At 39.1% G+C, this 24301-nt stretch carries 20 protein-coding genes, 2 tRNA genes and 1 pseudogene; 14 read left to right on the forward strand and 9 right to left on the reverse strand.

Translation table 11 applies throughout. The features are described 5' to 3' along the window. Positions 1–73 precede the first annotated feature (73 nt). Positions 74–1399 (reverse strand): CDP-diacylglycerol--serine O-phosphatidyltransferase, encoded by a 1326-nt coding sequence (pssA, locus tag PX700_RS00810; protein ID WP_197140312.1) that lies wholly within the window; start codon positions 1397–1399, stop codon positions 74–76. Between the two features lie 298 nt (positions 1400–1697). Here pssA and trxB point away from each other — a divergent pair, with 298 nt between their 5' ends. The 4 genes from trxB to infA all read left to right on the forward strand — a co-directional run bounded on the left by trxB (position 1698) and on the right by infA (position 4467). Next, positions 1698–2648 (forward strand): thioredoxin-disulfide reductase, encoded by a 951-nt coding sequence (gene trxB, locus PX700_RS00815; protein WP_008168643.1) that lies wholly within the window; start codon positions 1698–1700, stop codon positions 2646–2648. A 96-nt stretch (positions 2649–2744) separates the two neighbouring features. Then, the gene (gene aat, locus PX700_RS00820; protein ID WP_197240275.1) at positions 2745–3461 is read left to right on the forward strand and encodes a leucyl/phenylalanyl-tRNA--protein transferase; all 717 of its coding nucleotides are present in this window, start codon (positions 2745–2747) and stop codon (positions 3459–3461) included. Beyond that, positions 3454–4158: an arginyltransferase gene (locus PX700_RS00825; protein ID WP_479519734.1), complete on the forward strand. Its 705-nt coding sequence runs from the start codon at positions 3454–3456 to the stop codon at positions 4156–4158. The genes aat and PX700_RS00825 overlap by 8 nt, the downstream gene beginning before the upstream one ends. 90 nt (positions 4159–4248) lie before the next feature. Further along, entirely contained in the window at positions 4249–4467 is a 219-nt protein-coding gene (gene infA, locus PX700_RS00830; RefSeq protein WP_002962494.1) for a translation initiation factor IF-1, read from the forward strand. A 216-nt stretch (positions 4468–4683) separates the two neighbouring features. On the opposite strand, the gene clpA is transcribed toward infA, so the two are convergent. Next, positions 4684–6945: an ATP-dependent Clp protease ATP-binding subunit ClpA gene (gene clpA / locus PX700_RS00835; protein ID WP_479519563.1), complete on the reverse strand. Its 2262-nt coding sequence runs from the start codon at positions 6943–6945 to the stop codon at positions 4684–4686. A 95-nt stretch (positions 6946–7040) separates the two neighbouring features. After that, positions 7041–7349: an ATP-dependent Clp protease adapter ClpS gene (gene clpS, locus PX700_RS00840; protein WP_007585109.1), complete on the reverse strand. Its 309-nt coding sequence runs from the start codon at positions 7347–7349 to the stop codon at positions 7041–7043. A 209-nt stretch (positions 7350–7558) separates the two neighbouring features. On the opposite strand from clpS, the gene cspD reads away from it, so the two are divergent. Both cspD and PX700_RS00850 read left to right on the forward strand, forming a co-directional pair. Continuing rightward, a complete protein-coding gene (gene cspD / locus PX700_RS00845; RefSeq protein WP_002962500.1) occupies positions 7559–7777 on the forward strand; it encodes a cold shock domain-containing protein CspD in 219 nt (72 codons plus the stop codon). 525 nt (positions 7778–8302) lie between these two features. Continuing rightward, positions 8303–10525, forward strand: a complete 2223-nt coding sequence (locus PX700_RS00850) for an NADP-dependent isocitrate dehydrogenase (protein WP_479519564.1) — start codon at positions 8303–8305, stop codon at positions 10523–10525. Positions 10526–10666: 141 nt separating this feature from the next. Here the strand turns inward: PX700_RS00850 and PX700_RS00855 are convergent, their stop codons facing one another. The 4 genes from PX700_RS00855 to PX700_RS00870 form a co-directional block, all read right to left on the reverse strand. Beyond that, positions 10667–11908 carry an amidohydrolase family protein gene (locus tag PX700_RS00855; RefSeq protein ID WP_479519565.1) on the reverse strand — a complete coding sequence of 414 codons (1242 nt, stop codon included), beginning with the start codon at positions 11906–11908 and terminating at the stop codon, positions 10667–10669. 12 nt (positions 11909–11920) lie between these two features. After that, the gene (locus PX700_RS00860; protein ID WP_479519566.1) at positions 11921–13303 is read right to left on the reverse strand and encodes an amidohydrolase; all 1383 of its coding nucleotides are present in this window, start codon (positions 13301–13303) and stop codon (positions 11921–11923) included. A gap of 100 nt (positions 13304–13403) precedes the next feature. Further along, a complete protein-coding gene (locus PX700_RS00865) occupies positions 13404–14189 on the reverse strand; it encodes a hypothetical protein (protein WP_024590332.1) in 786 nt (261 codons plus the stop codon). A 124-nt stretch (positions 14190–14313) separates the two neighbouring features. Then, on the reverse strand, positions 14314–15006 hold the full coding sequence (locus tag PX700_RS00870; RefSeq protein WP_415636248.1) for a DUF445 domain-containing protein: 693 nt from the start codon (positions 15004–15006) through the stop codon (positions 14314–14316). Positions 15007–15131: 125 nt separating this feature from the next. On the opposite strand from PX700_RS00870, the gene PX700_RS00875 reads away from it, so the two are divergent. Together PX700_RS00875 and PX700_RS00880 are read left to right on the forward strand one after the other, a co-directional pair. Then, positions 15132–16004: a fructosamine kinase family protein gene (locus PX700_RS00875; RefSeq protein WP_479519567.1), complete on the forward strand. Its 873-nt coding sequence runs from the start codon at positions 15132–15134 to the stop codon at positions 16002–16004. A 103-nt stretch (positions 16005–16107) separates the two neighbouring features. Continuing rightward, positions 16108–16311 carry a CPXCG motif-containing cysteine-rich protein gene (locus tag PX700_RS00880; protein WP_008166246.1) on the forward strand — a complete coding sequence of 68 codons (204 nt, stop codon included), beginning with the start codon at positions 16108–16110 and terminating at the stop codon, positions 16309–16311. A gap of 1 nt (position 16312) precedes the next feature. Here PX700_RS00880 and PX700_RS00885 read toward each other — a convergent pair whose 3' ends face one another. Beyond that, positions 16313–16939, reverse strand: coding sequence for a riboflavin synthase subunit alpha (locus PX700_RS00885; protein WP_415636250.1), 627 nt, complete (start codon positions 16937–16939; stop codon positions 16313–16315). A gap of 128 nt (positions 16940–17067) precedes the next feature. Here PX700_RS00885 and PX700_RS00890 point away from each other — a divergent pair, with 128 nt between their 5' ends. From PX700_RS00890 to PX700_RS00910, 5 genes and pseudogenes are all read left to right on the forward strand, one after another. Beyond that, positions 17068–18438: an MATE family efflux transporter gene (locus PX700_RS00890; RefSeq protein WP_479519568.1), complete on the forward strand. Its 1371-nt coding sequence runs from the start codon at positions 17068–17070 to the stop codon at positions 18436–18438. Continuing rightward, positions 18401–19465, forward strand: coding sequence for a DUF3080 family protein (locus PX700_RS00895; protein ID WP_479519569.1), 1065 nt, complete (start codon positions 18401–18403; stop codon positions 19463–19465). The genes PX700_RS00890 and PX700_RS00895 overlap by 38 nt, the downstream gene beginning before the upstream one ends. 113 nt (positions 19466–19578) lie before the next feature. Then, positions 19579–19655, forward strand: a tRNA-Val gene (locus tag PX700_RS00900). Between the two features lie 438 nt (positions 19656–20093). Beyond that, a tRNA-Val gene (locus PX700_RS00905) sits at positions 20094–20170 on the forward strand. Between the two features lie 21 nt (positions 20171–20191). After that, positions 20192–20296, forward strand: a pseudogene (locus PX700_RS00910) (NUDIX hydrolase); the annotation flags it as partial. Positions 20297–20393: 97 nt separating this feature from the next. On the opposite strand, the gene PX700_RS00915 reads toward PX700_RS00910, so the two are convergent. Continuing rightward, positions 20394–21155, reverse strand: coding sequence for a 2-keto-4-pentenoate hydratase (locus PX700_RS00915; RefSeq protein WP_479519570.1), 762 nt, complete (start codon positions 21153–21155; stop codon positions 20394–20396). 123 nt (positions 21156–21278) lie between these two features. Here PX700_RS00915 and PX700_RS00920 point away from each other — a divergent pair, with 123 nt between their 5' ends. Further along, on the forward strand, positions 21279–24191 hold the full coding sequence (locus tag PX700_RS00920) for a TonB-dependent receptor (protein WP_479519571.1): 2913 nt from the start codon (positions 21279–21281) through the stop codon (positions 24189–24191). Positions 24192–24301 lie beyond the last annotated feature (110 nt).

Raw genomic sequence — 24301 nt, forward strand, 5'->3', positions numbered from 1 at the left:
AGGTATAAGCATTAAAAAAGCAGCTAATTAGCTGCTTTTTTTGTGTCTAAATTTTAGATTTATACCAATCACACTAGATAAAACGCTTGATAATAAAATCGACTTTTACACGCTTAGCTTGGCCTAGTAATTTTTTAACTGGCTGCGGGTAATCGTCCATCGTTTCTAAATCATCGGGGCCTGTTAAACGTCGGCAGTGTTGTAAAATTTCCTGCTTTTCGTTATCAATAGCATCCATAATTGTTTGCTCTGGATCTTCTATTAAAATACCGTTTTCGATATCAAGACCCCATGCACGCGGATTTAAGTTATGCCCGCTCAGTAAATGTTTTGTTCTATCTGAACAAATACCTTTTAAATGAAACGAATTGCTTTCATCTTTCCACAGATACACGTTTAAATTACCGTTATCGATATGGCGCTTTTGCGTTTTTACAAACTTATGTAAAATGGTTTCGTATAAATAAGGTAATGCACCTATTTTACTAAACGGCTCGCTTGGCGGTAAATAAAAGTCATTTGCTGTTTTATCGCCTACAACAATAGTCACTTGCTTACCCTGCTTTAATAATCGACGCAGTGATCGCATAAGCGGCGCCGGAAAATTAAAGTATGGCGTATACAACACAAGTTCTTGCTCTGTGTTATCAAATAACGCTTTTATTAAACGATTTAATTCGTTATTACGACGCCCGAGTCCTAAAAACAAGCGAATACCTAATGCTTGCGTATTTAGCTGCTCTGCTGCGTTATAACTTGCGACTTTTAAATCACGCATTAATTGCTTTTGATCAAGCTTAAAGTCGTGCAAACGCTTAAGCGGTCGTGTGTCTATGCGCGGCACAGCCACTGAACTAAGCAGCTTTGTTTCAATAAAATCAACTACTGAGTCACACAGTTCGCTCTGCGTTATTAAAAAGTAACGATCGAGTCTGTAGCGCTCGTTGTATTGCAAGTAAACGTTGTTTAAGCTTGCACCGCTGTAAAGTAAGGTGTCGTCAATTACAAAACCTTTTAAATGCAATACACCAAAAAGCTCTTTAGCTTTTACAGGTACGCCATACACTTGTACGTTCGATTTAAACTTTTCTAAATCGTCACAGTATAAGCTTGCGTTGCCGTCTGATTTATCTGCGCCAATTAAACCACGTTGCGCACGATGAAAATCCACCAGCACTTTTACCTCAAGTGCCGGGTTTGCCAATGACACACGATGCAGCGCTTCTAAAATCTCACGGCCCGCTTCGTCGTCTTGTAAATACAACGCCGTAATATAAATTCGTTTTTTTGCGTTCGCTATTAAGCGTAGCAATTGCGTTCGGTAATCTTGCGCATTGGTTAAGACGTTAACGTCTTTTGAAGTCAACCCGAATGCGGGTTTTTCCTGCCAAAATAACATAGTTGCCTATTTGCTTAGGTCACATAATCTATCAGTGACAAATAAAATTAGGTAAAACATAACAAAAAAAATCAAAGGGGTCATGAAATAACGCTGTTTTGTTGCCTGTTAGTCTATTTATTGAGCTACTTAGGCATTTTAACTGTAAAAGCACAGAACTCTAGTACACAATACTGCACAGCTTTTCGATTTAAGAAAAAAAATAATCGCGGATTTTGTTTACATCTGCCTTGTTTTTCTTAGAATCAAGCGCATTAATGAGCATATTGAACACCGTATTAAACGTTTAGGAAAAATAATGACTGAAGCAAAACATTGTAAGCTACTAATTTTAGGCTCTGGCCCAGCTGGTTATACTGCCGCAGTATATGCAGCACGTGCAAATTTAAACCCTGTTTTAATTACAGGCATTCAACAAGGTGGCCAATTAACAACCACGACTGAAGTTGAAAACTGGCCTGGTGATGCACACGGTTTAACAGGCCCTGCGTTAATGGATCGTATGAAAGAGCACGCTGAGCGCTTTGAAACTGAAATCATATTTGATCACATTAATAAAGTAGATGTATCTAAGCGCCCTTTCACACTAACTGGCGACCAAGGTACTTACACATGTGATGCATTAATCATTGCAACCGGTGCATCTGCTAAATACTTAGGCTTAGAGTCAGAAACTAATTTCCAAGGCCGTGGTGTTTCGGCCTGTGCTACGTGTGACGGTTTTTTCTATAAAGGTCAAAAAGTAGCAGTTGTTGGTGGTGGTAATACAGCGGTTGAAGAAGCGCTTTACTTATCTAACATTGCTGATGAAGTACATGTTATTCACCGTCGTGATAGTTTCCGCAGTGAAAAAATACTTGCTGACCGCCTTGCTGAAAAAGCAGCAAACGGTAACGTTGTAATGCATTACAACCGCACGCTTGACGAAGTACTAGGCGATCAAATGGGCGTAACAGGCGTGCGTATTAAAGATGCACACTCTGATGCAACTGAAGAGCTAGATTTAGCCGGCGTATTTATTGCTATTGGTCACAAGCCAAATACCGATATGTTTGTTGGTCAACTAGAAATGAAAGATGGCTACTTAGTTGTAGAGTCTGGTCTTCACGGCAACGCGACTCAAACAAGCGTAGAAGGCGTTTTTGCTGCAGGTGATGTGTCAGACCACATATACCGTCAAGCAATCACATCAGCGGGTACAGGCTGTATGGCTGCACTTGATGCTGAGCGTTTCTTAGATAATCTATAAGCGGTCAAAATAATTTAGAAGGGCTGATTATTCAGCCCTTTTTTTATACCTAAAATATAGTTACACTTTTATGATCAATTATAAAATAAGTACTGTATGAGAAATCAGCTATACCAATTAAGCGAAACCGATATAGCATTCCCCAACCCGGAATACGCATTAGAATCCCCTGATGGCTTGTTAGCAATTGGTGGCGATTTAAGTGTGCCTCGCCTTAGTAATGCCTACAAAAGCGGAATATTCCCTTGGTTTAGCGAAGATGAGCCTATTATGTGGTGGTCGCCAAGTGAGCGAGGCATTTTTGAGCTTAATGATTTTCATATAAGTAAGAGCCTGCGTAAGCATTTAAAAAAGCACCCTGTAAGAGTAACCATTAATAATGCCTTTGAGGAAGTGATAGAAGCCTGTCGCGATCAACGCCTTGATACCGATGGCACCTGGATCACCTCTGACATGCTCGACGCGTACGTTAATGCACACAATGCAGGCATTGCACATAGTTTAGAGGTATGGAGTAACGGAGAGCTTGCTGGAGGCTTATACGGCATAATGCAAAATGGGGTATTTTGTGGCGAGTCAATGTTTCATCATCAAACTAATTGCTCCAAACTTGCTATGTGGGCATTGGTAAATTGGCTTAAACGTCATGATGCACATTTTATTGATTGCCAGCTAGAAAACCCTTATTTAATGACCCTGGGTGCACAAGTAATCCCCCGTTCAACATTTTTGACTAAACTAAAAGCTGCACATAACTATACTGTTAACCCTATTATGTGGGAGCCACAAGAACTTGACGCAATCTATGAATGAGCAACTTCCGGCACGTGTTGGTTTAACCCAAGAGTTTGACTGTAGTTATTTACCCAACAGACGCGAGCAACTTTTAGTTATTCTTGACCCTAGTTGCTATAGCACCGACAAATTTGAGTCTTTATTGGGCTTGGGGTTTCGTCGCAGTGGTAACCAAATATACCGTCCGCACTGCCCAATATGCAGTGCATGTAGTTCTGTACGTGTATTAGCACAAGAGTTTATGCCCTCAAAATCGCAAAAACGTAAACTAAACAAAGCAAAAACACAGTTTGAGGTAAAATATTCAACGCAAGAGCGACCTGAGTACTATCCACTTTATAGCAAGTACATATCTATGCGTCATCAAGACGGAAGTATGTATCCTCCTGAAAAAGAACAGTTTCAAAGTTTTTTACTTTGTAGTTGGCTCAAAATCACATTTATTGAACTATGGCATGAAGATACTTTAGTTGCCGTTGCTGTAACTGATTGTATGAACAGCGCTATTTCAGCAATCTATACTTTTTTTGACCCCGACTTTGAACACTATAGCTTAGGCTCGGTAATGATATTAGAGCAACTTAAGTTTGCTAAAGAGCAAAATAAACAATATGTGTACTTAGGCTATCAAATAGACGAATGCGACAAAATGAAGTACAAAACTCAATTTTTACCTGCCCAAAAACAGCTCAATGATGAGTGGGTGGCTATTTAATTTGCAAATATAGCCCCTGCGCCTTTACTTATTGGTGTATTTTGGGCAAAATCTGCAGCGTTTAACTATTAAAGAGGTGTTACGCTAAACATGGCGAAAGAAGACGTAATCGAAATGCAAGGGACAGTCCTTGATACTTTACCAAATACAATGTTCCGAGTTGAGCTAGAAAATGGTCACGTAGTTGTGGCTCATATTTCAGGCAAAATGCGCAAAAACTATATCCGTATTTTAACCGGCGATAAAGTAACGGTAGAAATGACTCCTTACGATTTATCAAAGGGTCGTATCGTATTCCGTGCTCGCTAAGTAAGTGCGTAAACGAGATTTAGTTTTTGGCTAGTATTTCACTAGCTTTAAGCGTTTATTAAATGTAATTGATAGACATTGACTAGCAATTACATTTAATAAACAAAAAGCCCAGTTTTTACTGGGTTTTTTGTTGCCTATAAATAAAGTCAAATAAAATGGCCCGCTATTATTTAGCGGGCCATTTTATTTAACTAAACTTTTTAACTACAGGCTTTACGCAGGCGTTAGACTGCTCTCGTAATCAAAGTGAATCTTCTTGTCTTTAACCGATACTTTAACCGTACCGCCATCAACAAGTTCACCAAAGAGTATTTCGTTAGCAAGCTGCTTTTTAAGCTCTTCTTGAATAACACGCGCCATTGGACGTGCACCCATCGCTTTATCGTAGCCTTTATCTGCCAACCACTCACGTGCTTTAGACGTAAGCTCAAGGTTAACCGATTTTTTATCAAGCTGCGATTGCAGTTCCACAATAAATTTATCAACCACCATTAAAATAACGTCACGTTCAAGATGATTGAACCAAATTATATTATCCAAACGGTTTCTAAATTCAGGCGAGAACACTTTGTTAATTTCGCCCATTGCATCGTGCGTATGATCTTGCTCAGTGAAGCCAATCGACTTACGTGTTGTTTCTTGCACGCCAGCATTGGTCGTCATTACAACCACTACATTTCTGAAATCGGCTTTACGACCATTATTATCAGTTAACGTACCGTGATCCATTACCTGTAGCAAAATGTTGTAAATGTCTGGATGCGCTTTTTCAATCTCATCTAGTAGTACAACTGCATGTGGGTTTTTAATCACAGCTTCTGTTAATAAACCACCTTGCTCAAAACCAACATACCCTGGTGGTGCACCAATTAATCGGCTTATTGCGTGGCGCTCTACATATTCCGACATATCAAAACGAATAAACTCAACACCCATGCACTTAGCCAGTTGCTTAGTTACTTCTGTTTTACCCACACCGGTTGGGCCTGCAAACAAGAACGAACCCACTGGTTTTTCTTCGCTTGATAAACCAGAGCGAGACAGGCGAATAGCAGATGTAAGCGCATCAATAGATTGATCTTGCCCAAACACAAGCATTTTAAGATTACGGTCTAAGTTTTTAAGTGTTTCTTTATCTGTTGACGAGACGCTTTGCGCAGGAATACGTGCCATTTTAGATATAATTAGTTCTATATCTGCCACGCCAATGGTTTTTTTACGTTTAGAACTCGGTTGCAAGCGCTGGCTTGCACCGGCTTCATCAATTACATCAATTGCTTTATCTGGCAAGTGGCGCTCATTAATATATTTAGCACTAAGCTCAGCGGCTGCTTTTAATGCTTTTTGAGTGTAACGAATACCATGGTGCTCTTCGTAACGCTCTTTTAAGCCGTTTAATATTTTAGTGGTATCGGCAACACTTGGCTCAAGTACATCAATTTTTTGAAAGCGACGTACCAATGCACGGTCTTTCTCAAAAATATTTTTATACTCGTTGTAAGTTGTTGAACCCATACAACGTAACTTACCACTTGAAAGGAGTGGTTTAAGCAAGTTTGATGCGTCCATAACACCACCAGACGCCGCGCCGGCACCAATAATAGTATGTATTTCATCGATAAATAAAATAGAGCCTGGCTCTGCTTGTAGCTCTTTTAATAAGCTTTTAAAACGCTTTTCAAAGTCGCCACGGTATTTAGTGCCCGCAAGCAATGCACCCATATCTAGCGAGTACACAACGGCATCTGCAATTACTTCTGGTACTTGCTTATTAACAATGCGATACGCTAAGCCTTCAGCAATGGCTGTTTTACCAACGCCCGCTTCACCAACAAGGAGTGGGTTATTCTTTTTACGACGACACAATACTTGTACCGTGCGCTCTACTTCGCTGTCGCGCCCGATCAGTGGGTCAATGTTACCTTCACGTGCTTGAACGTTTAAGTTTGTTGTAAAGCTGTCTAGCTTGCTTGCTTCTTCATTTTGAACTTCTTGCACTTCATCATGAATATCATCGCTGTCGTTACCTAATTCATCATCGGCTTTAGAAATACCATGCGAAATAAAGTTAACAATATCTAAGCGCGATACATCGTGCTTTTTAAGTAAGTAAACAGCTTGGCTTTCTTGTTCAGAAAAAATAGCGACTAGTACGTTTACGCCTGTAACTTCATTTTTACCTGACGATTGCACATGGAACACAGCGCGTTGTAGCACACGTTGAAAACCAAGTGTTGGCTGGGTTTCACGTTCTTCTTCTAAATCTGGAATGACGGGTGTTGTTTCGTCAATAAATTCTAATAATTCGGTTTTTAAACCAGAAATATTAACACCACACGCGTTTAGGGCTTCTCCTGCAGAAGGATTATCTAACAGCGCAAGTAAAAGGTGCTCTACGGTCATAAACTCATGACGGCGAGTGCGCGCTTCACGAAACGCGGCATTTAATGTGAGTTCTAAGTCTTTGTTTAGCATTGGCAACCCCTTACTGAGATAATAATTTATACCACAACAATCGGATGTTTGATCACCCTAGATTGGTATTTATACCAATTGTATAAAATTGGTATTTATTCCTGCTCACAACTACAAAGCAGTGGATGCTCGTTATCACGCGCGTAGCGGTTAACTTGTTCAGCTTTAGTGTGGGCTACGTCGGCACTGTAAACACCGCATATGCCCTTACCTTTTTCATGAACCTGAAGCATCACGTCGGTTGCTCTATCGCTATCCATATTAAAAAACGTCGTTAAAACTTCTATTACAAAGTCCATCGGCGTGTAGTCGTCGTTATTTAAAACAACTTTATATTTTCGCGGCGGCTGTAGCTTTTGCTTTTCACTGTCGCGAACTGTGTCGATAACACCTGAATCTTTCATACCACTCATAATTAAATATAGTCTTGTCTTTGTAACTCAAGCAAACTTGAATAAAAAATAAATAAAATGTTAAAAAAATAACTCAAAACACTTGACTGGTTGGCTAAATAAACTACAGTCAAACGTAGATTGATTAAACCTTAGTCAGTCTAGCAAATAATACAATTTAGAATAACTAAATTAGTCAACTTATTGAAGGATGTAGAAGTATGGCTTGCGGTAAAGTTAAATGGTTCAACAACGCTAAAGGTTTTGGTTTCATCGTAGAAGACGGCTGTGAGAATGATATTTTCGCTCATTACTCAACAATTGTAATGGACGGTTATAAAACGCTTAAAGCTGGTCAAGATGTAACATTCGAATTAGAACAAGGACCTAAAGGTCTACACGCTAAAAATATTGCCCCAGATGGTGACATTATTGAGTGACTATTGTTTTGTTCGACTAAAGCGAGTGACCTTTTAAGATCCTCGCTTAATTCCTTAAGCATACTAACTTATCTCTTCTCCTCTATTTATTGCCTCTTTTCATTCAAATTCAACCCTTTTCCTTGAATTTATTTTATATACCCCAATGTTCTAAGAGTTGATTGTTTAACTGCTTATTGGGCATGCTCAAACTCTAGCCCTTTTTATTTAAGCTTGTTACACTCTTGGTGCTAAAAATTGCGTATTAACGCAGCAACTAATCCAACTTGTCGCCTCTTATATATGTACTAGGCTAAAGGCTGATTTATTTTTGTTAATTTTTTAGCTATAAATACAATTCCAGTTCGTCAGGTGTGACTATTCTGCTTTTATAAAAGAGCAACGCTGAGTACCAACACCTAACAAACTATTCATTACGAGCGTACGTGTGCATTAACTCGTTTAATAATATGTACTCACTCATCAGTAATGATTTTCTTTGCATTGTTGAATAAGACCTTATCGGTCGACTATCTAGGAATGATGATGACATCAAAAATTATCTATACAAAAACGGACGAAGCTCCGGCACTAGCAACTTATTCGTTGCTACCGATCATCCAAGCATATACAAATGCGGCCGGTGTTGAAGTTGAAACTCGCGATATCTCATTAGCAGGTCGTGTAATTGCTAGCTTCCCTGATTATTTAACACCAGAACAACGCATTGGTGATGCACTAGCTGAACTTGGCGAGCTTGCTAAAACACCAGAAGCAAACATCATCAAATTACCAAACATCAGTGCATCTGTACCACAGCTTCGCGCTGTAATTAAAGAGCTTCAAGCACAAGGTTACGCACTTCCAGATTACCCTGTTGAACCTAAAAATGATGAAGAAAAAGCAATTCAAGCTGCTTACGACAAAATTAAAGGCAGTGCAGTAAACCCAGTACTACGTGAAGGTAACTCAGATCGTCGCGCGCCAGGTTCTGTAAAAGAATATGCACGTAACAACCCACATTCAATGGGCGCGTGGAGCAAAGATTCAGAGTCTTACGTTGCAAGCATGAGCGAAGGCGACTTCTTTGGTTCAGAAAAATCAGTCACTGTTGATGCAGCCACTGATGTACGTATTGAACATGTTGCAACTAACGGCGACGTTACAGTACTTAAACAAAGCACGCCGCTTTTAGCTGGCGAAGTTATTGATGCATCAAGCATCAGCGCTTCTAAGCTTCAAACTTTCTTAGCTGCAGAAATTGATGCTGCTAAAGAAAAAGGTGTTTTATTCTCGCTTCACATGAAAGCGACAATGATGAAAGTATCAGATCCAATCATCTTTGGTCACGCTGTAAAAGTATTCTACAAAGATGTATTTGCTAAACACGGTGAGCTTTTTGAAGAGCTAGGTGTTGATGTAAATAATGGTTTAGGCGATGTATATTCTAAAATTCAAACATTAGACGATGCTAAGCGCGAAGAAATTGAAGCAGACATTCAAGCTGTTTACGCTAACCGCCCTGCTATTGCTATGGTTGACTCTGATAACGGTGTTACAAACCTGCACGTACCAAGTGACGTGATTATCGATGCGTCTATGCCTGCTGCAATCCGCTCAAGCGGTCAAATGTGGAATAACGATGGTAAATTACAAGACACAAGCTTTGTAATTCCAGATCGTTGTTACTCAGGTATTTACCAAGCAACTATCGACTTTTGTAAAGAAAATGGCGCGTTTGATCCAACTACTATGGGTAGCGTTCCAAACGTTGGCCTTATGGCTCAAAAAGCTGAAGAATATGGTTCACACGATAAAACGTTTGAAGCTAAAGCAGATGGTTCTATCCGTGTTGTTGATGCAAACGGTACTACATTACTTGAGCACAGTGTTGAGCAAGGCGATATTTGGCGCATGTGTCAGGCTAAAGATGCACCAATCCAAGATTGGGTTAAGCTTGCAGTAAGCCGTGCACGCGCAACGGGCGTTCCAGCTATTTTCTGGTTAGACGAAAACCGTGCACACGATGCAGAGCTAATCAAAAAAGTAAATAAATACCTACCAGATCACGATACAGCTGGCCTAGATATTCAAATTTTAGCACCGCTTGAAGCAACATTGTTCTCATTAGCGCGTATTAAAGAAGGTAAAGACACTATTTCTGTAACAGGTAATGTTTTACGTGATTACCTAACAGATTTATTCCCAATTTTAGAGTTGGGTACAAGTGCTAAAATGCTTTCAATTGTTCCACTTATGAACGGTGGTGGCTTATTTGAAACTGGCGCAGGTGGTTCTGCACCTAAGCATGTTCAACAATTCGAAAAAGAAAACCACTTACGTTGGGATTCTTTAGGCGAATTTTTAGCACTTGCTGCTTCTCTTGAGCACCTTAGCGTAACGACGGGTAACAACAAGGCACAAGTACTTGCTGATACACTAGATAAAGCGACAGGCACTTTCTTAGCAGAAAACAAGTCTCCTTCACGTAAAGTGAAAGAAATTGATAACCGTGGTTCTCATTTCTTCCTATCTTTATTCTGGGCACAAGAACTTGCTAAGCAAAATGACGACAGTGAACTTAAAGCACAGTTTACTCAAATCGCTAGCGACCTTGAGTCTAATAAAGATAAAATCGTAAGTGAGCTTAACGATGCGCAAGGCCCTGCTGTTGATTTAAGCGGATACTTCCTACCTAATGACGATGCAGCGTTTAAAGCAATGCGTCCAAGCACTACATTTAACGATATTCTTGCTAAATTAGTATAAATATTAGTTTGAATTAAAAAGCCGCTTACTTGTAAAAGTAAGCGGCTTTTTTGTGTTTGAATTTTGTAAAAAGGCCGCTATTTATAAAATAGCGGCCTTTAAATAATTAAAGTGTATTTAGCCTGAGCTCTAGTTATTTAATTACTTAGTATATGCGCGTGGCATTTTTGAATCAGTCGTATAACGGTCACGCAGTTTATCTTGGCGAGATTGTGTAGACACCTCAACGCCATTAATAAACATTTTGTTCACGTGGCTGCTTAGTTCAAACGGATCATTACTCCACATTACTACGTCAGCTGCTTTACCTACTTCAAGGCTACCTGCATTGATACCAAATACATCAGCAACGTTTGATGTAACCGCTTTTAACGCGCCTTCTTGGCTCATACCGTACGACACAGCATTACCAGCATCAAAACGCAGCTGGTAAATGTTGTGGCTTGCATCGCCACCTACTGTTAATAATACTTTTACGCCTGCTTTTTCAAGCACGCCTGCATTATCTAAACTCGCATGAAGCGAATCAAAACTTGCTGGTAAGCTATCCATTGCACTAATAATTACTGGGATATTTGCTTTAGCAACGCGCTCTTTAACTACAACAGCATCTTGCGCACCGTTAAGTACCAAGTTAATACCAAATTGCTCTTTTACTTTAATAAGCTCAATAATATCTGCCGCACGTGATACGCCAACCACTAATGGCATTTCGCCACTGAGTACTTTTGCCATTACTTTGTCTTCAGTACTTGGCTTGTCGTCATCTTTTTTAGCTTTTTTACCGGCTTTAGTTTTGTGCTCATCAAGCTTATTAATAAGTGTTTGCAAAGTAAAAGCACGAGAACCTTTACTACGCTCACCTAAGTAAACAATTAAAGCCGCTTGTTTTTGCATGTTGCTGTCAAAACTACCACTTAAATCAACAACACTAGCTAGGCCCGAAAAAATACTATCGCCACCATGAGGGGTAATTAAATCGCGTGTTACGCCGCCTTTACGCGCATAAGGAATTAAGCTTGAATGTGCGTTGTAAGCCAAGCTTACATCAAAATCAATACCGGCTTTTTCCTCGCCTGCATCGCGAGAGCCCGCAACTGCACTTACTTCAACTAAACCAAGCTGGTTAATACTTGCAATAAAGCCCGGAGTTACGATTTGACCTTTTGCATCAATAATTTGATCGGCTTTAATTTCAGTTGGGTTAATCGCTGTGATTTTACCATCTGTCATTACAATGCTTGCCGCTTCTAATACACCTTGATCTGATGACGTATGCAATGTTGCATTAATAATTGCTAGCGATTGTGCGCTTACAGCACCAGATGCTAATAATCCTGCAGCAACCAGAGAAAGCGAAAACGAACGTGATAAATTTTTCATTCTGGGTGCTCCTTATTGTTGACCTAACATAAAATCACTTGTTGCTTGATACGCGCTGTCGTTTCTATCGTAAACTTTTGCACCATCAACAAACACTTGTTCAGCTTTAGCATAAACACTAAATGGGCTTTGATTCCAAATAACCACATCGCCCTGCTTACCGGCTTCTAGTGAACCTGTTTTGTCATCAATACCAAGTGATTTAGCCGCGTTAGCCGTGATCCATTTAATAGCGTGCTGCTCAGAAATATCAAAACCATTTTCGTTAGCGCGGTACATAACCTTGCCCGCTTCTTGGTTTAAGCGCTGAATTGTTGTATCTGAATCTGAGTGAACAACTGCACATGAATTTTTAACTGCATCAACAATAGCTACGTTTTCTTGAACCATGTCGTAGGCTTCCATTTTAAAGCCCCACCAGTCTGGCCAAAGTGCAGCACACGAGCCATTCTCAGCAAGTAGGTCAGCAATTTTATACGCTTCTACACCGTGATGGAACGTACCCGCGTCATAATTAAATTCTTTTGACAGGTCAATCATCATTGCCATTTCTTCGGCTTTATAACAATGATTATGAATACGTACTTCACCTTCAAGCACACCACGCAGCGTATCGTGTTTAATATCACGTACTGGTGCTTCTGGGTTTAAACCTGACGCGTAATCGGCATCGTATTTATCCCATGCACGTTTGTACTCAGCGGCTTCAGCCCACGCCATACGATAACCTGCCATATTACCCATACGGGTTGAAGGCAATACACCTTGACGACCATAAACACGTTTAGGGTTTTCACCACACGCCATTTTTAAACCGTATGGCGCATCAGGGAACTTCATGCCTTGCATAGTGTGTGCAGGTACGTTTTTAAGTGTAACACCGCGTCCACCAAATAAGTTAGCTGAGCCTGGTAAAATTTGCAGTGAAGTAATACCGCCTTCGCGAGCACGGTTAAAGCCTGGATCTTGTGGCCAAACAGAATGCTCAACCCACACTTCAGCAGTGTTAGGGCTGGTCATTTCGTTACCATCTTGATGCGACTCAACCGAAGGGCTTGGGTAGGCACCTAAATGCGAATGCACGTCAATAATACCCGGTGTTACCCATTTGCCTTGTGCATCAATTGTAATATCAGCTGTAGCAGTTAAGTCTTTACCTACTTGTTGTACCTTGCCATCAACAAGTAATACGTCAGCATCATCTAAACGCTCACCAGTACCGGTAAGTACTGTTGCATTTGTAATAAGTGTGCTTGATGTAGCTACGGGCTGATAAGTGCTTGGGTAAGGATTTTTGTTGATTGTTATTTTATCGTCTTGCGGGCCGTTTTCTTGGCAACCTACAAGTGCAGCCGCTAAGCCAACTGCTAATAAAGAAGGTGCAAATTTTTGCATGTTGTTTGGATCTCCTGTTTTTTTGCTACTTTAGCGAAAGCTAAGGAATAAAGCCAAAAAAACAGGTGAAAACGCAGTTAATTAAGATGAATATCTGTAATTATTTCTTTATATAATTGTTATACAACTTTTCCAGCGCACCTTCGGTTGTAAGCGATGGATCTTTACTAATAAAGTGCTTAACCGTACGGGTTACAAAATCAGAGTTTTGCTTATGTAACTTTGAAAAATCTTTAATAATTGTATTACCATCTTTAGCCGCAGTTACTTTGTCATGGCGGTGACGATACTGGCTTAATGCTTTATTAAAATCGCCTTGGTAGTCTTCAACCAATATTTTATAAAAGTCACTTTTTTGTACGTTTAAGTCATTAATGCAGTAATTTAACGCCTCTTTAAAGTCGGTAAATATCATGCCTTCTACATCAAATTCTTTCGTTTTTTCGCGTACAGCTACTTTGGCATCTTCTGTGGCATAGCTAAAACCCGTAAACGCTAAACGCTCTGCCGCTTCTTTACCTAATTTCATACCCGCTTGAATACTATGGGCAAACTCATCGCTCATGTCGCCTAGTTCATTTTCTTCCCACATGTTATAAACACGCAGTGGTTTTGCATATTTAGTGGCAAGTTTTTTTTTCATTTTAGTAAAGCGTTCATCTATCGTCATCAACCTTTCGTTATGTAAAAGTGCGTGGCACTCATAACAAGCCGCAATAGATATAAAGTCAGCCTCTTCACCTAAATCAACAATGCTTTGTAGCATATGCAGCGGCGGACAATGGTCGCGCTCTGTCGCTTCACAGCCACAATAAAAACACTGGTTAAAATGCTGCTGATCGCAAGCGTATGCTTGCTGATAATAACTGGCTAACGTTTTGCTCACTGGTGCTCCTAAAAAAACACGACAAAATTATGGGGGCGATAATAACAGCCTGAAAAAATAAGTCAGCCGCAAAAAAGCATTTAATTTAATTATTTTACAGATATCACTTAACACAAAACAGCGCTTAAATAAGCGCCGCTATTAAACCAAATAAACCACCAAACACACCACCCCACACAACAAGCCAGCCTAAGTGCTCGCGGATCATGGTTTGAATAATCTCTTTAACCATTTTAGGAGTAAGCTCATCTAAGCGCTCATCAACTAGTTTAAGTACCGTTTTATGTAGGCTTTCTGCGCTATTACCTTGTGAAAGTGTTTGGCTTACTAATACTTTAAAGTCGTCAGTTTGAGAAATTTCACCAAGTGAGTGTTGCATTTTTTCAATAAATTTTTCGCGCATTGGCTCTATTGCCGCTGTGCCACCAAACATACCCAACATGCTACCAAACTGAGATTCTTCAATAACGACAAGTAAATTGTCGAACGCAGGGTTTAAATCAACATTACTAATTATTGGTTCAAAGTCGATATTGGGCTGCGCTTTATTGAGTAAATTATTAATTTTTTGCTCTGAAAAGAACTCCGTTAATATTAAATTACGAATTGCTACTTTAAAACTTTCAAACTTAAGCGCTATAACGCCTGAGCCATATAAAAACGGGACTTTTTCGAACAACATATGAATCGCTAATAAATTAGTTACCGCACCTGAAAGCGCAAATAAACCAACAGATAACACAATTGCTTGGTTAAACATAAAACCGACAACAACACATAAACCCGCTAGCAAATTGGTTATTAAACTTTTGTTCATTTTTACTCCATTACAGTAAGTATAATTTTTATGCAATATAGTCGTTAATTTTACAACGTTTAGATTGTTAAATTAATACCTTTTTGCCATAGTTTAAGTATCTGTTTAAAAGGCGAGCAATTGTTATGTGGAAAACAGTAAATGAGCACATCAGCCAAGCCATTAATTTTGACTTTAAACACACCTATAAACGCCAATTACAAAGTACAAATACCGATAAACTATTTCATGTTACCAATGGTACGCATAACTACTTGGTTAAAATAGCCCTAAAAAGCGAACTTGAACGTTTAGAAAGTGAATTTATTGGCTTAAAGCTGTTGGCGCAAAATAGTAATTTTAAAGTCCCTGAATGTATTGTAACCGGCGCTAATATTGAATTTTCATTTATTGTTTTACAGTGGCTTGTTTTAGATAAACAACCCCACGACACTTGGGCAACTATGGGAAGCAGCCTCGCTAAAATGCATCAAAAACACGACCAAGCTATGTTTGGTTTTGATGTAGACAATTACCTAGCGACCACAGTGCAACCCAACCGCTGGCATAAAAAGTGGGATGTATTTTATGCCGAGGAACGTATTGGTTGGCAATTACAGTTACTCGCTGAAAAAGGCATTAACTTTGTTGAGCCCGAGCGCTTAATTAATGCCACAAAAGAGCAGCTTCATAGTCACCAAGTAGAACCCTCATTACTGCATGGTGATTTTTGGCGTGGAAATATGGGCTTTTTAAAAGCAGAGCCAACGGTATTTAATCCGGCTTGTTATTATGGTGATCGGGAAGTGGATATTGCTATGAGCGAACTTTTTGCTCCCCTACCTGAAGACTTTTATAGCGCCTATAACCAGCACTATCCGTTATCGCCAAATTACGAAAAACGTAAGTTAATATACCAGCTATACCCCATTTTAAATCACGCCAACATCTTTGCCGGTCACTATCTTACTGAAGCTAAACAACATATAGAAAAGCTGGTATTTGAAGGTATAAAATAAGTGTCATAAGCTGCATTTCAGCACTATATTTAATGAGTAAGTAGGCGTTCATCTGTAAGCGATTAAGTTGAATCTAACTTAATTATTTATAACTGGAGTGATTATGAAAGATTTTTTATCACAACGAATAACGTGCCCACATTGCGGACACCACATACATTTAGACTTAGACGCAAGCATGGGCGATCAAGACTACATAGAAGATTGCACTGCCTGCTGTAACCCAATTCATTTAAATATGCATATAGATCATGCTAACAATAAATTAGAGCTACACGTAGACAGTGACGACGAACAAATATTTTAACTTAAGCCTGATGGCGTAAGTAGTTTTCTACCGTATTTACAATAGTGTAAGTTTGCTGATCAACTTCAATATTAAACTTGTCACCCACTTGCGCTGCACCAATGTTTGTAATGGCGAGTGTTTCTGGGATTAGGTGTAACCAAAAGCCTTGTTCGTCAACCTCGCCCACGGTTAAGCTTGCGCCATTTATCGCAACAAACCCTTTATACAACACATACTTTTGCCACTCTTTTGGCAAGCTGAGTTGTATTTTGCAGTTATTCTCAAGTTTAACTATTTGAGAGATATGTGACGTACAATGAATATGCCCAGACACTATATGCCCGCCAAGCTCAGTACCAAACGTAACAGAGCGCTCATAATTAACTAAACTGCCTAGCTCAAGCAAACCTAAATTAGTTAACTTTAGGGTCTCGTCAATCACATCAAAATGCACTTGCGCCACCACATCGTGATTACTTAGCTCAACTTGCACAACGGTTAAACAACAGCCATTAATAGCAATACTTGCACCTAAATCTAAATGTTTAACGTACTCATCGCTTACCGATACAACTAAGCGTAAAACGCCGTCTGTTTGAGTTTTAGAGACCACCGTAGCTTGCGTTTGCACTATTCCTGTAAACATAAAATCACTTTAAATTATTACAAAGTGCTAGTTTAACGTATCAACTCATAAAATCATTCACTCCTGTGATTTTTATTTGAAACACAATAGATTACAATTGCCGCCTGTTTTATCAAATAGCTGTTTTTATGACCTTTTGTAATTGGGAAGCTAAGCGTTTACTTTCCCTCGCTTTACCTGTTTTTTTAGCGCAAGTAACTCTTATTTTAATGTCGGTCGTCGATACAATCATGGCCGGACAAGTAAGCCCTACCGACTTGGCCGCACTTTCTATTGCTACTGGTATTTGGAATCCTCTTTTACTTGGCCTTCAAGGTATTTTATTAGCGCTTACTGGTATTATTGCGCAGTTTTCAGGTGGCGATGATCGCAAAGGGATTAGTCATTATTTTCAACAAGCTCTCTATTTAACAGCTATTTTATGCTGCGTAGGCTTTTCTATTACCTATTTAGCCGACACCATTATTTTTAAACTAGACACCAGCCCAGCAATTGCAAATCTTGCGTATGATTACATTCACTTTGTTAAATGGGGCATTTTTGGTTTTTTAACTTTTACCGTATACAGAAACGTTACCGAAGGCATGGGTATGACCAAGCCCGCGTTTTATATCAGCCTACTGGGTTTAGCCGTAAATATTCCGGTTAATTACATTTTTATAAATGGCTTATTTGGCTTACCCGCTTATGGCGGCGCAGGTTGTGGTATAGCAACAGCAATTGTTTTAACCGTTATGGCAATAGCGCAAGTTACCTATTGCCACACAAGTAAAAAGGTAGATGCCAAAGGCCTGCTTTCATCATTTAAAAAGCCTAACCTAACAACCATTGGTATAATTACAAAATTAGGGATACCAATCTCATTGGCCACTTTTTTTGAAGTTACTTTATTTGCGTGTATACCGCTGTTTATCGCGCATTTAGGCGCAGTTGCAGTCTCAGGCCATCAAATAGCAGCAAGCGTAACCACTTTGTTATTTATGATGCCGTTAAGCCTATCTATCGCTATAAGTATTCGTATAGGCAACTTATTTGGACAAAATAAAATGACCGAACTTAAAGTTGCGGTATCTACTAGCTATATTTTAGCAATTGCGATTGCATTATTTTTAGCACTCATAACATTTCTCGGTCGTGATTTAATTAGCCAGCTTTATACAGACAGCCCTGCGGTAATGGCATTGGCTTCATCAATTATGATTTTAGCGTGTATTTATCAGTTACCGGATGCACTACAAGTTGCAGCAAATGGCATACTTCGAGGGTTAAAATACACCACGCCTATATCGTATATCACGTTTATATCGTATTGGTTAATCGGCTTTTGTTTAGGTTACGTATTGGCAAGAACAGACATAATTGTGCCAGCAATGGGGCCGCATGGCTTTTGGGTAGGAATAATAGTTGGGCTTAGTGTTGCTGCTATTTTATTAATGCTAACGGTAAAAAAACGTCTAAAATATGAATTTCTTAAAATTGATACACTTAATCAAAACTAATAAACTCAGCCTTAAAACATTACCAGCTACAATGCTGGTAATGTTCGTTTTTGCACTTACCGGCTGTAGTAAAGCACCCAGCAGTGTAAACGCAACTTATGTTGAGCGCTTAAGTAGCACCGTTAATGTAAATACAACACAGCCTGCGCCACTTAAGCAACTCCCTTTACTGCAGCCTACCCCAATAGCACAAAGTGACTTAACACTGAGCATTGTTGAGCTTGCAGGTATTAGCCAATGTAAACTTAACGTGCTTATAAGTGAGCACAACAATCAATTAGGTAAAACCGCCAGTGCTGCGGGGCAATTAAAGTATCAAATAAACTTTATTAAAAGTGCGCAAGTTTGTTTAAATACACTTGATAAAAATAGCCCTAGTTACACAAAAATACTCGCTGCCAAAAACTACAAAGAAACACACTTAATGCACTTTTTTAACGCCATGTTATTTAAAGAGCCAGAGCTTAATAAAACATGGCTGTTAACATCAAACGAGCTAAGTAGCGAACCCGCAGGCTTTAGTGATACCTTGCAGGCGCTCAAACAACTTGTACTTATTAAGCAGCAAATTAACGCTAAAGAATTTAATAAAATTAATAGCGATTCTATTTTTAGTGCACTCGAGCAGCTTAATAAATTTCAATTTAACCAAGCACTCATTCAATCAGTCCGCAAGCAGGTAGTGTTAAATAACAACGCCACACAGCTTGTAAAAACACTAAACTTGAATACGTTGTGCCCAGAGGATAAAAATAATAAAAAAGCAAAAATCATAAGCAACGTATTTCAAAAGTTTTACCTAAAAGAAATTCAGCCCTATCAAGCGCAATTAACTGGTTATTTAGAGACACTACAACCGCTTTATAATGAGCTTTGGTTTAACGAAAGTATCTCAAGTCCTCAAATTAATAACTTAGTAAAAACGGGCTCGACAAGTAACTTACTGAACTTACTAAAAAGCTCTGCTAAAAATCATGTGATTTGGTGGCAAGGTTTTTATAAAACGTGTGAAATAAGCCCAATATGAATAAAAAAACGGCAAATAAACTTAAAAACAACAAACTTGCTTGATTCACCAACCGCCACGCTATATATTAGCCGCCGTTGTTAAGCAATTAACACCTACTTAAATAAAGTAATACGACTGTAGCTCAGTTGGTTAGAGCACTACCTTGACATGGTAGGGGTCGGTGGTTCGAATCCACTCAGTCGTACCAACATTTAAGAAAAGTATAATTGAAGGAAAAAGCACTACCTACTCTTGATCACCCGGTCCAAAGGTCAGTAGTTCGAATCCACTCAGTCGTACCAACATTTAAGTAAAAAGTATCACTGAAGGAAAAAGCACTACCTACTCTTGATCACCCGGTCCAAAGGTCAGTAGTTCGAATCCACTCAGTCGTACCAGCATTTAAGTAAAAAGTATCACTGAAGGAAAAAGCACTACCTACTCTTGATCACCCGGTCCAAGGGTCAGTAGTTCAAATCCACTCAGTCGTACCAAAATTTAAGTAAATAAGTATCATTGAAGGAAAAAGCACTACCTACTCTTGATCACCCGGTCCAAGGGTCAGTAGTTCAAATCCACTCAGTCGTACCAACATTTATTCTTAACTTAAAGAGTAAATCTATTTAAGTAAAACCTCAAAAATTGTACGACTGTAGCTCAGTTGGTTAGAGCACTACCTTGACATGGTAGGGGTCGGTGGTTCGAATCCACTCAGTCGTACCAATTCAAAGTAATAAAAAAACCAAAGAAAAACAAACCAACGTAGCCCATAGAGCTGCTACTTTGTACCGTTTTGACATAAACGTATATGAAAAATTAAGAGAGTTTGGTTTTACATTTGAGTTTTAAATAATTTAATTTTTTTTACCGTAAAATCAAATACCCGTGTAGGTTAGCTGTACAACGTAATTTAAAAGCGTTTGCTAACCTACAGAAGCTCAATGTATCAACATGAAAATTCGACTGTAATCTCTCCTAAACCTTCGTACTTTATTGATGTTTTTTTATTTATATCTAATTGCATTAGACCGTTATAAGAGCCGGTAATAAAAATATGGCCTGCTTTTAATTCAAACCCATTTTCCGTTAAAAAGTTAATAGCCCAATATAAAGGAAGTTGCGGCAAACCTGCAGGATGCGTCCCTGCATAGCTTTGTAAATCTTCGCCCTGTTTAACATCAATATTTATATCACTGCTCTCATATGCTTTTTTAACGTCTACTTTAGAGCCTAAATATACACCTTGATTAGATAACCCATCGGCCAATTTTTCATAGTGTGTTGCTTGATAACCCTCTGGAAATCTGTTTTGAATAAGCTCCAACGCTAAATGGGCACTACCAATGGCATTATCTATTTCCTCATCTTTATATTCTTTATAGCTTGCTAGGTCTTTGTTTAACACAAATGCAATTTCTGGCTCAATGAGCGCTTTATTATTTTTTGTGAAAAGAGCACAACGTCCCATAGATTTAACCGGTGCATGCAAAAGCGGCGCGAGAGTAATCGTGCCATCACCTGATGGAAGCATACATTTCCAACCATACACTTTTTGATTATTTAGCTTAATCATCAACTTCTGAACTGCTAAAACGTCGTCTATAGAATTAAGCGTTATATCTGATGATAAGTCAGGTATCGCAATGCCTTGCTCTCTTTTATTTAGTAAATGCTTAGCGATATGTTCAAGCAAGATTGAGTTATCCACTGTAGTTCCTTTTTTGCTATTGAAAGTTATTTGCATAGTAATAATAACAGTGTTCTTGACAATTAAACATATGACGTTTAGATTTGTCGAACGTTATTCTTTTGCGAATTAACTTCTTGTTAAGTGAGTAAACTCTCAAAGGTTGAACTTTATCTGACGACACGACACACAAATATATGGAGATCACTATGCGTTCAAAGAAAAAATTGCACTCGGTGTTTTAGCCGCTCTCTCAAGCTGTTCATTTGCTCAAGCTGTTCATTTGCTCAAGCTGCTACAAACGATAAAGTAAAAGACGATACTGAAGTCATTGTTGTAACGGGTGTTCGTTCAAGTCTCGAGGCCGCATCATCTCTAAAACGTTACAGCGATAGTGTTCAAGATAGTATTGTTGCTGAGGATATTGGTAAGTTTCCCGATCAAAATGTGGCTGAGTCTTTACAGCGTGTTCCTGGTGTTTCAATTAACCGTGTAAATGGTGAGGGCTCAAAAATAACTGTTCGTGGTTTTGGCCCAGAATTTAACGTTGTTACATTAAACGGGCGGACATTAGCCACTTCTGAAATTGGTCGTTCATTTGATTTTCAAGTATTAGCAGCAGAGCTAATATCGGGTGCTGATGTCGTTAAGTCACCTACGGCTAAAACGCCTGAGGGCAGTATTGGTGCTTATGTTAACGTTAAAACAGCACGCCCTTTAGATAATCCTGGATTACATGTACTTGGCTCTATAAATGCCAAATACAGTGAACTTTCTGGCGAGACTAGTCCTGAATACTCTGCGTTATTTAGCAATACGTTTGCTGATGAAACATTTGGTTTTAATATTGCCCTTTCACAACAAAAAAGTGATAACCGATACGATTCAATGGGTACTACCCGTTGGTTATTACTCAATAATGAGCCAGGTGTGATTGAAGGCGACATTCATAATTTAGATGGCAATGTGGTTTCGCCAACTATGCTTCGCCATGCAGGGCGAATTGAATACGCATTAGGGCAAGAGCATCGCGAACGTACAGGCATTAATACCAGTTTTCAGTGGGCACCTGATTCAAGCTTTACCAATACCTTTGATTACATGTATACGGATCTCTCAGTAGAAACTCAAACTCAAGGTTTGCAAGCCGGTTTACAGTATCCTAATTGGCGAAATGTGGTTGTATCAGACAACGGTACTATTTTATCAGGCACTAAGTTTTCGGGTAAAACACTGGGCGGAACCGGTGAAAATGTTGATTTTAGAATTGATGGCTTATTTCAAGAGCTGGAGTCAAAATCAAAAACACAGGCATTTGGATTTAATTCTGTAAAAGAATTTGATGTATTAACGCTTGAGTTTGATATAAGCCATTCAACATCAAAATCAACGCCGCGTAGCGACTTATTAGTTCCTAATTATATTTCACCGGAGCGAAACGACAGTTTAAATTTTGATTTTAGAAACACTGATACCGTTAATTTAGACACAACCATTGATTATGCTTCGCCGACAAGCGTGAGAGCACATTGGAATCAAGTTTCACATTACGAATTACAAGACACGATTACGGAGCTGCAAACAAAAGGGAAATACTTACTCGATTTAGAGTTTGCTGAAAGCCTAACCTTAGATTCAATCGATTTTGGTATTGCGTATTCAGATCGCGAAAAAGTAAGAGATCGCTTTGAAACATTCCATGAAGATAACTGTGGTTTAGTAGCACCGAATGCCGATATTTGTGGCGAACTTAGAGATATGCCTGATGACATCTTTTCAGCAAGTCCCTATTCAGATTTTTTAAGTAGTGAGCCGGGTAATTTTCCGCGTGACTTTTTGTTTGCTGATATAAATAAATACCATAGCGCTATTCGTGATATGACCAAAAATCCAAATTGGCCAAACGAGCAATATAACGAAATCGCATCATCAAGCGTCACCGAAGAGAAAATAAGTGCTTATTCGCAGTTTAATCTCAGCGGCTTAATTGGTGATTACGATTGGCGCGGTAATGTGGGAGTCCGTTATGTAAAAACGGATACAAGCTCAAGCGGTTACGGTAAAAGGCGCCTAGGTTATACGGGCGAGCTTGATAATGGCCAACCTTTATTAGTTGTTGATTACACAGACTCAGGAAGCCTTAAAGCCAAAAATAGTTACACTAACTGGTTACCTAGCGCTAATTTTAGTATTAATTTAAGTGATAACTTATTGGTAAGAGCCGCAGCGGCTAAAGTTATGTCGCGCCCTGCCATTGACGACATTGGCGTACAAACAACGTATACCGATATGCAAGCAGGTAGCTTTTCTCAAACAGGTGGCAATCCTTATTTAGCACCTTATAAAGCTAATCAATACGATTTATCTTTTGAATATTATAGTGATAGCGGCGATTCTTACGCGGTTAACTTTTTCAAAAAGGATATATCTAGCACAATTGCACAAATAACTTATTTAGATAATACGCCTGATATTTGGGATGGGTCGCAATACGTTGATTCATCAGTAAGTATTGATGGATACGGCAATGTAAACGAAACTATTAATACTAAACAAAACCAATCAGGCGGCTCAATTACTGGAGTAGAACTTGCTGTACAACATAATATGGATTATTTACCGAGCTTTTTAAATGGCTTAGGTGTGCAAGCAAACTATACATGGGCTGATACTACAAATAAAAACACACAAAAAATAGAGCTTCCAGGTGTGACCGACCCAGGTGATAAATTAGAGGGATTTGCCGAAAACTCTTATAACATTGTTGCCTACTACGACAAAAATGCATTTCAAGCGCGTTTAGCCTACAACTGGCGAGATGACTTTTTAAGTAGCCGAGCTGGTATACGTAGTGGTGGATTACCAGAGCATACTGCGGCTTATGGTCAGCTCGACTTTAGTATGTCTTATGCGGTTAACGATAACTTTACGCTAACAGGCGAAGCAATAAATATAACTGATGAACGTACCTATCAATATGCCGATGTAAAAGAACGCGTTATTAATACCCAATATACTGGTCCGCGTTACCGTATAGGTATACGCGCTAAGTTTTAACGCTTTATTGAAATAACCCAAATTGCTATAAAGATCGCTCATCAGCGATCTTTATTATATCCCCACTATGTCAGTTTTAAACATATAAACAACGATTAAAATTAGTTACC

This window comes from Pseudoalteromonas sp. TP27, assembly GCF_056470645.1.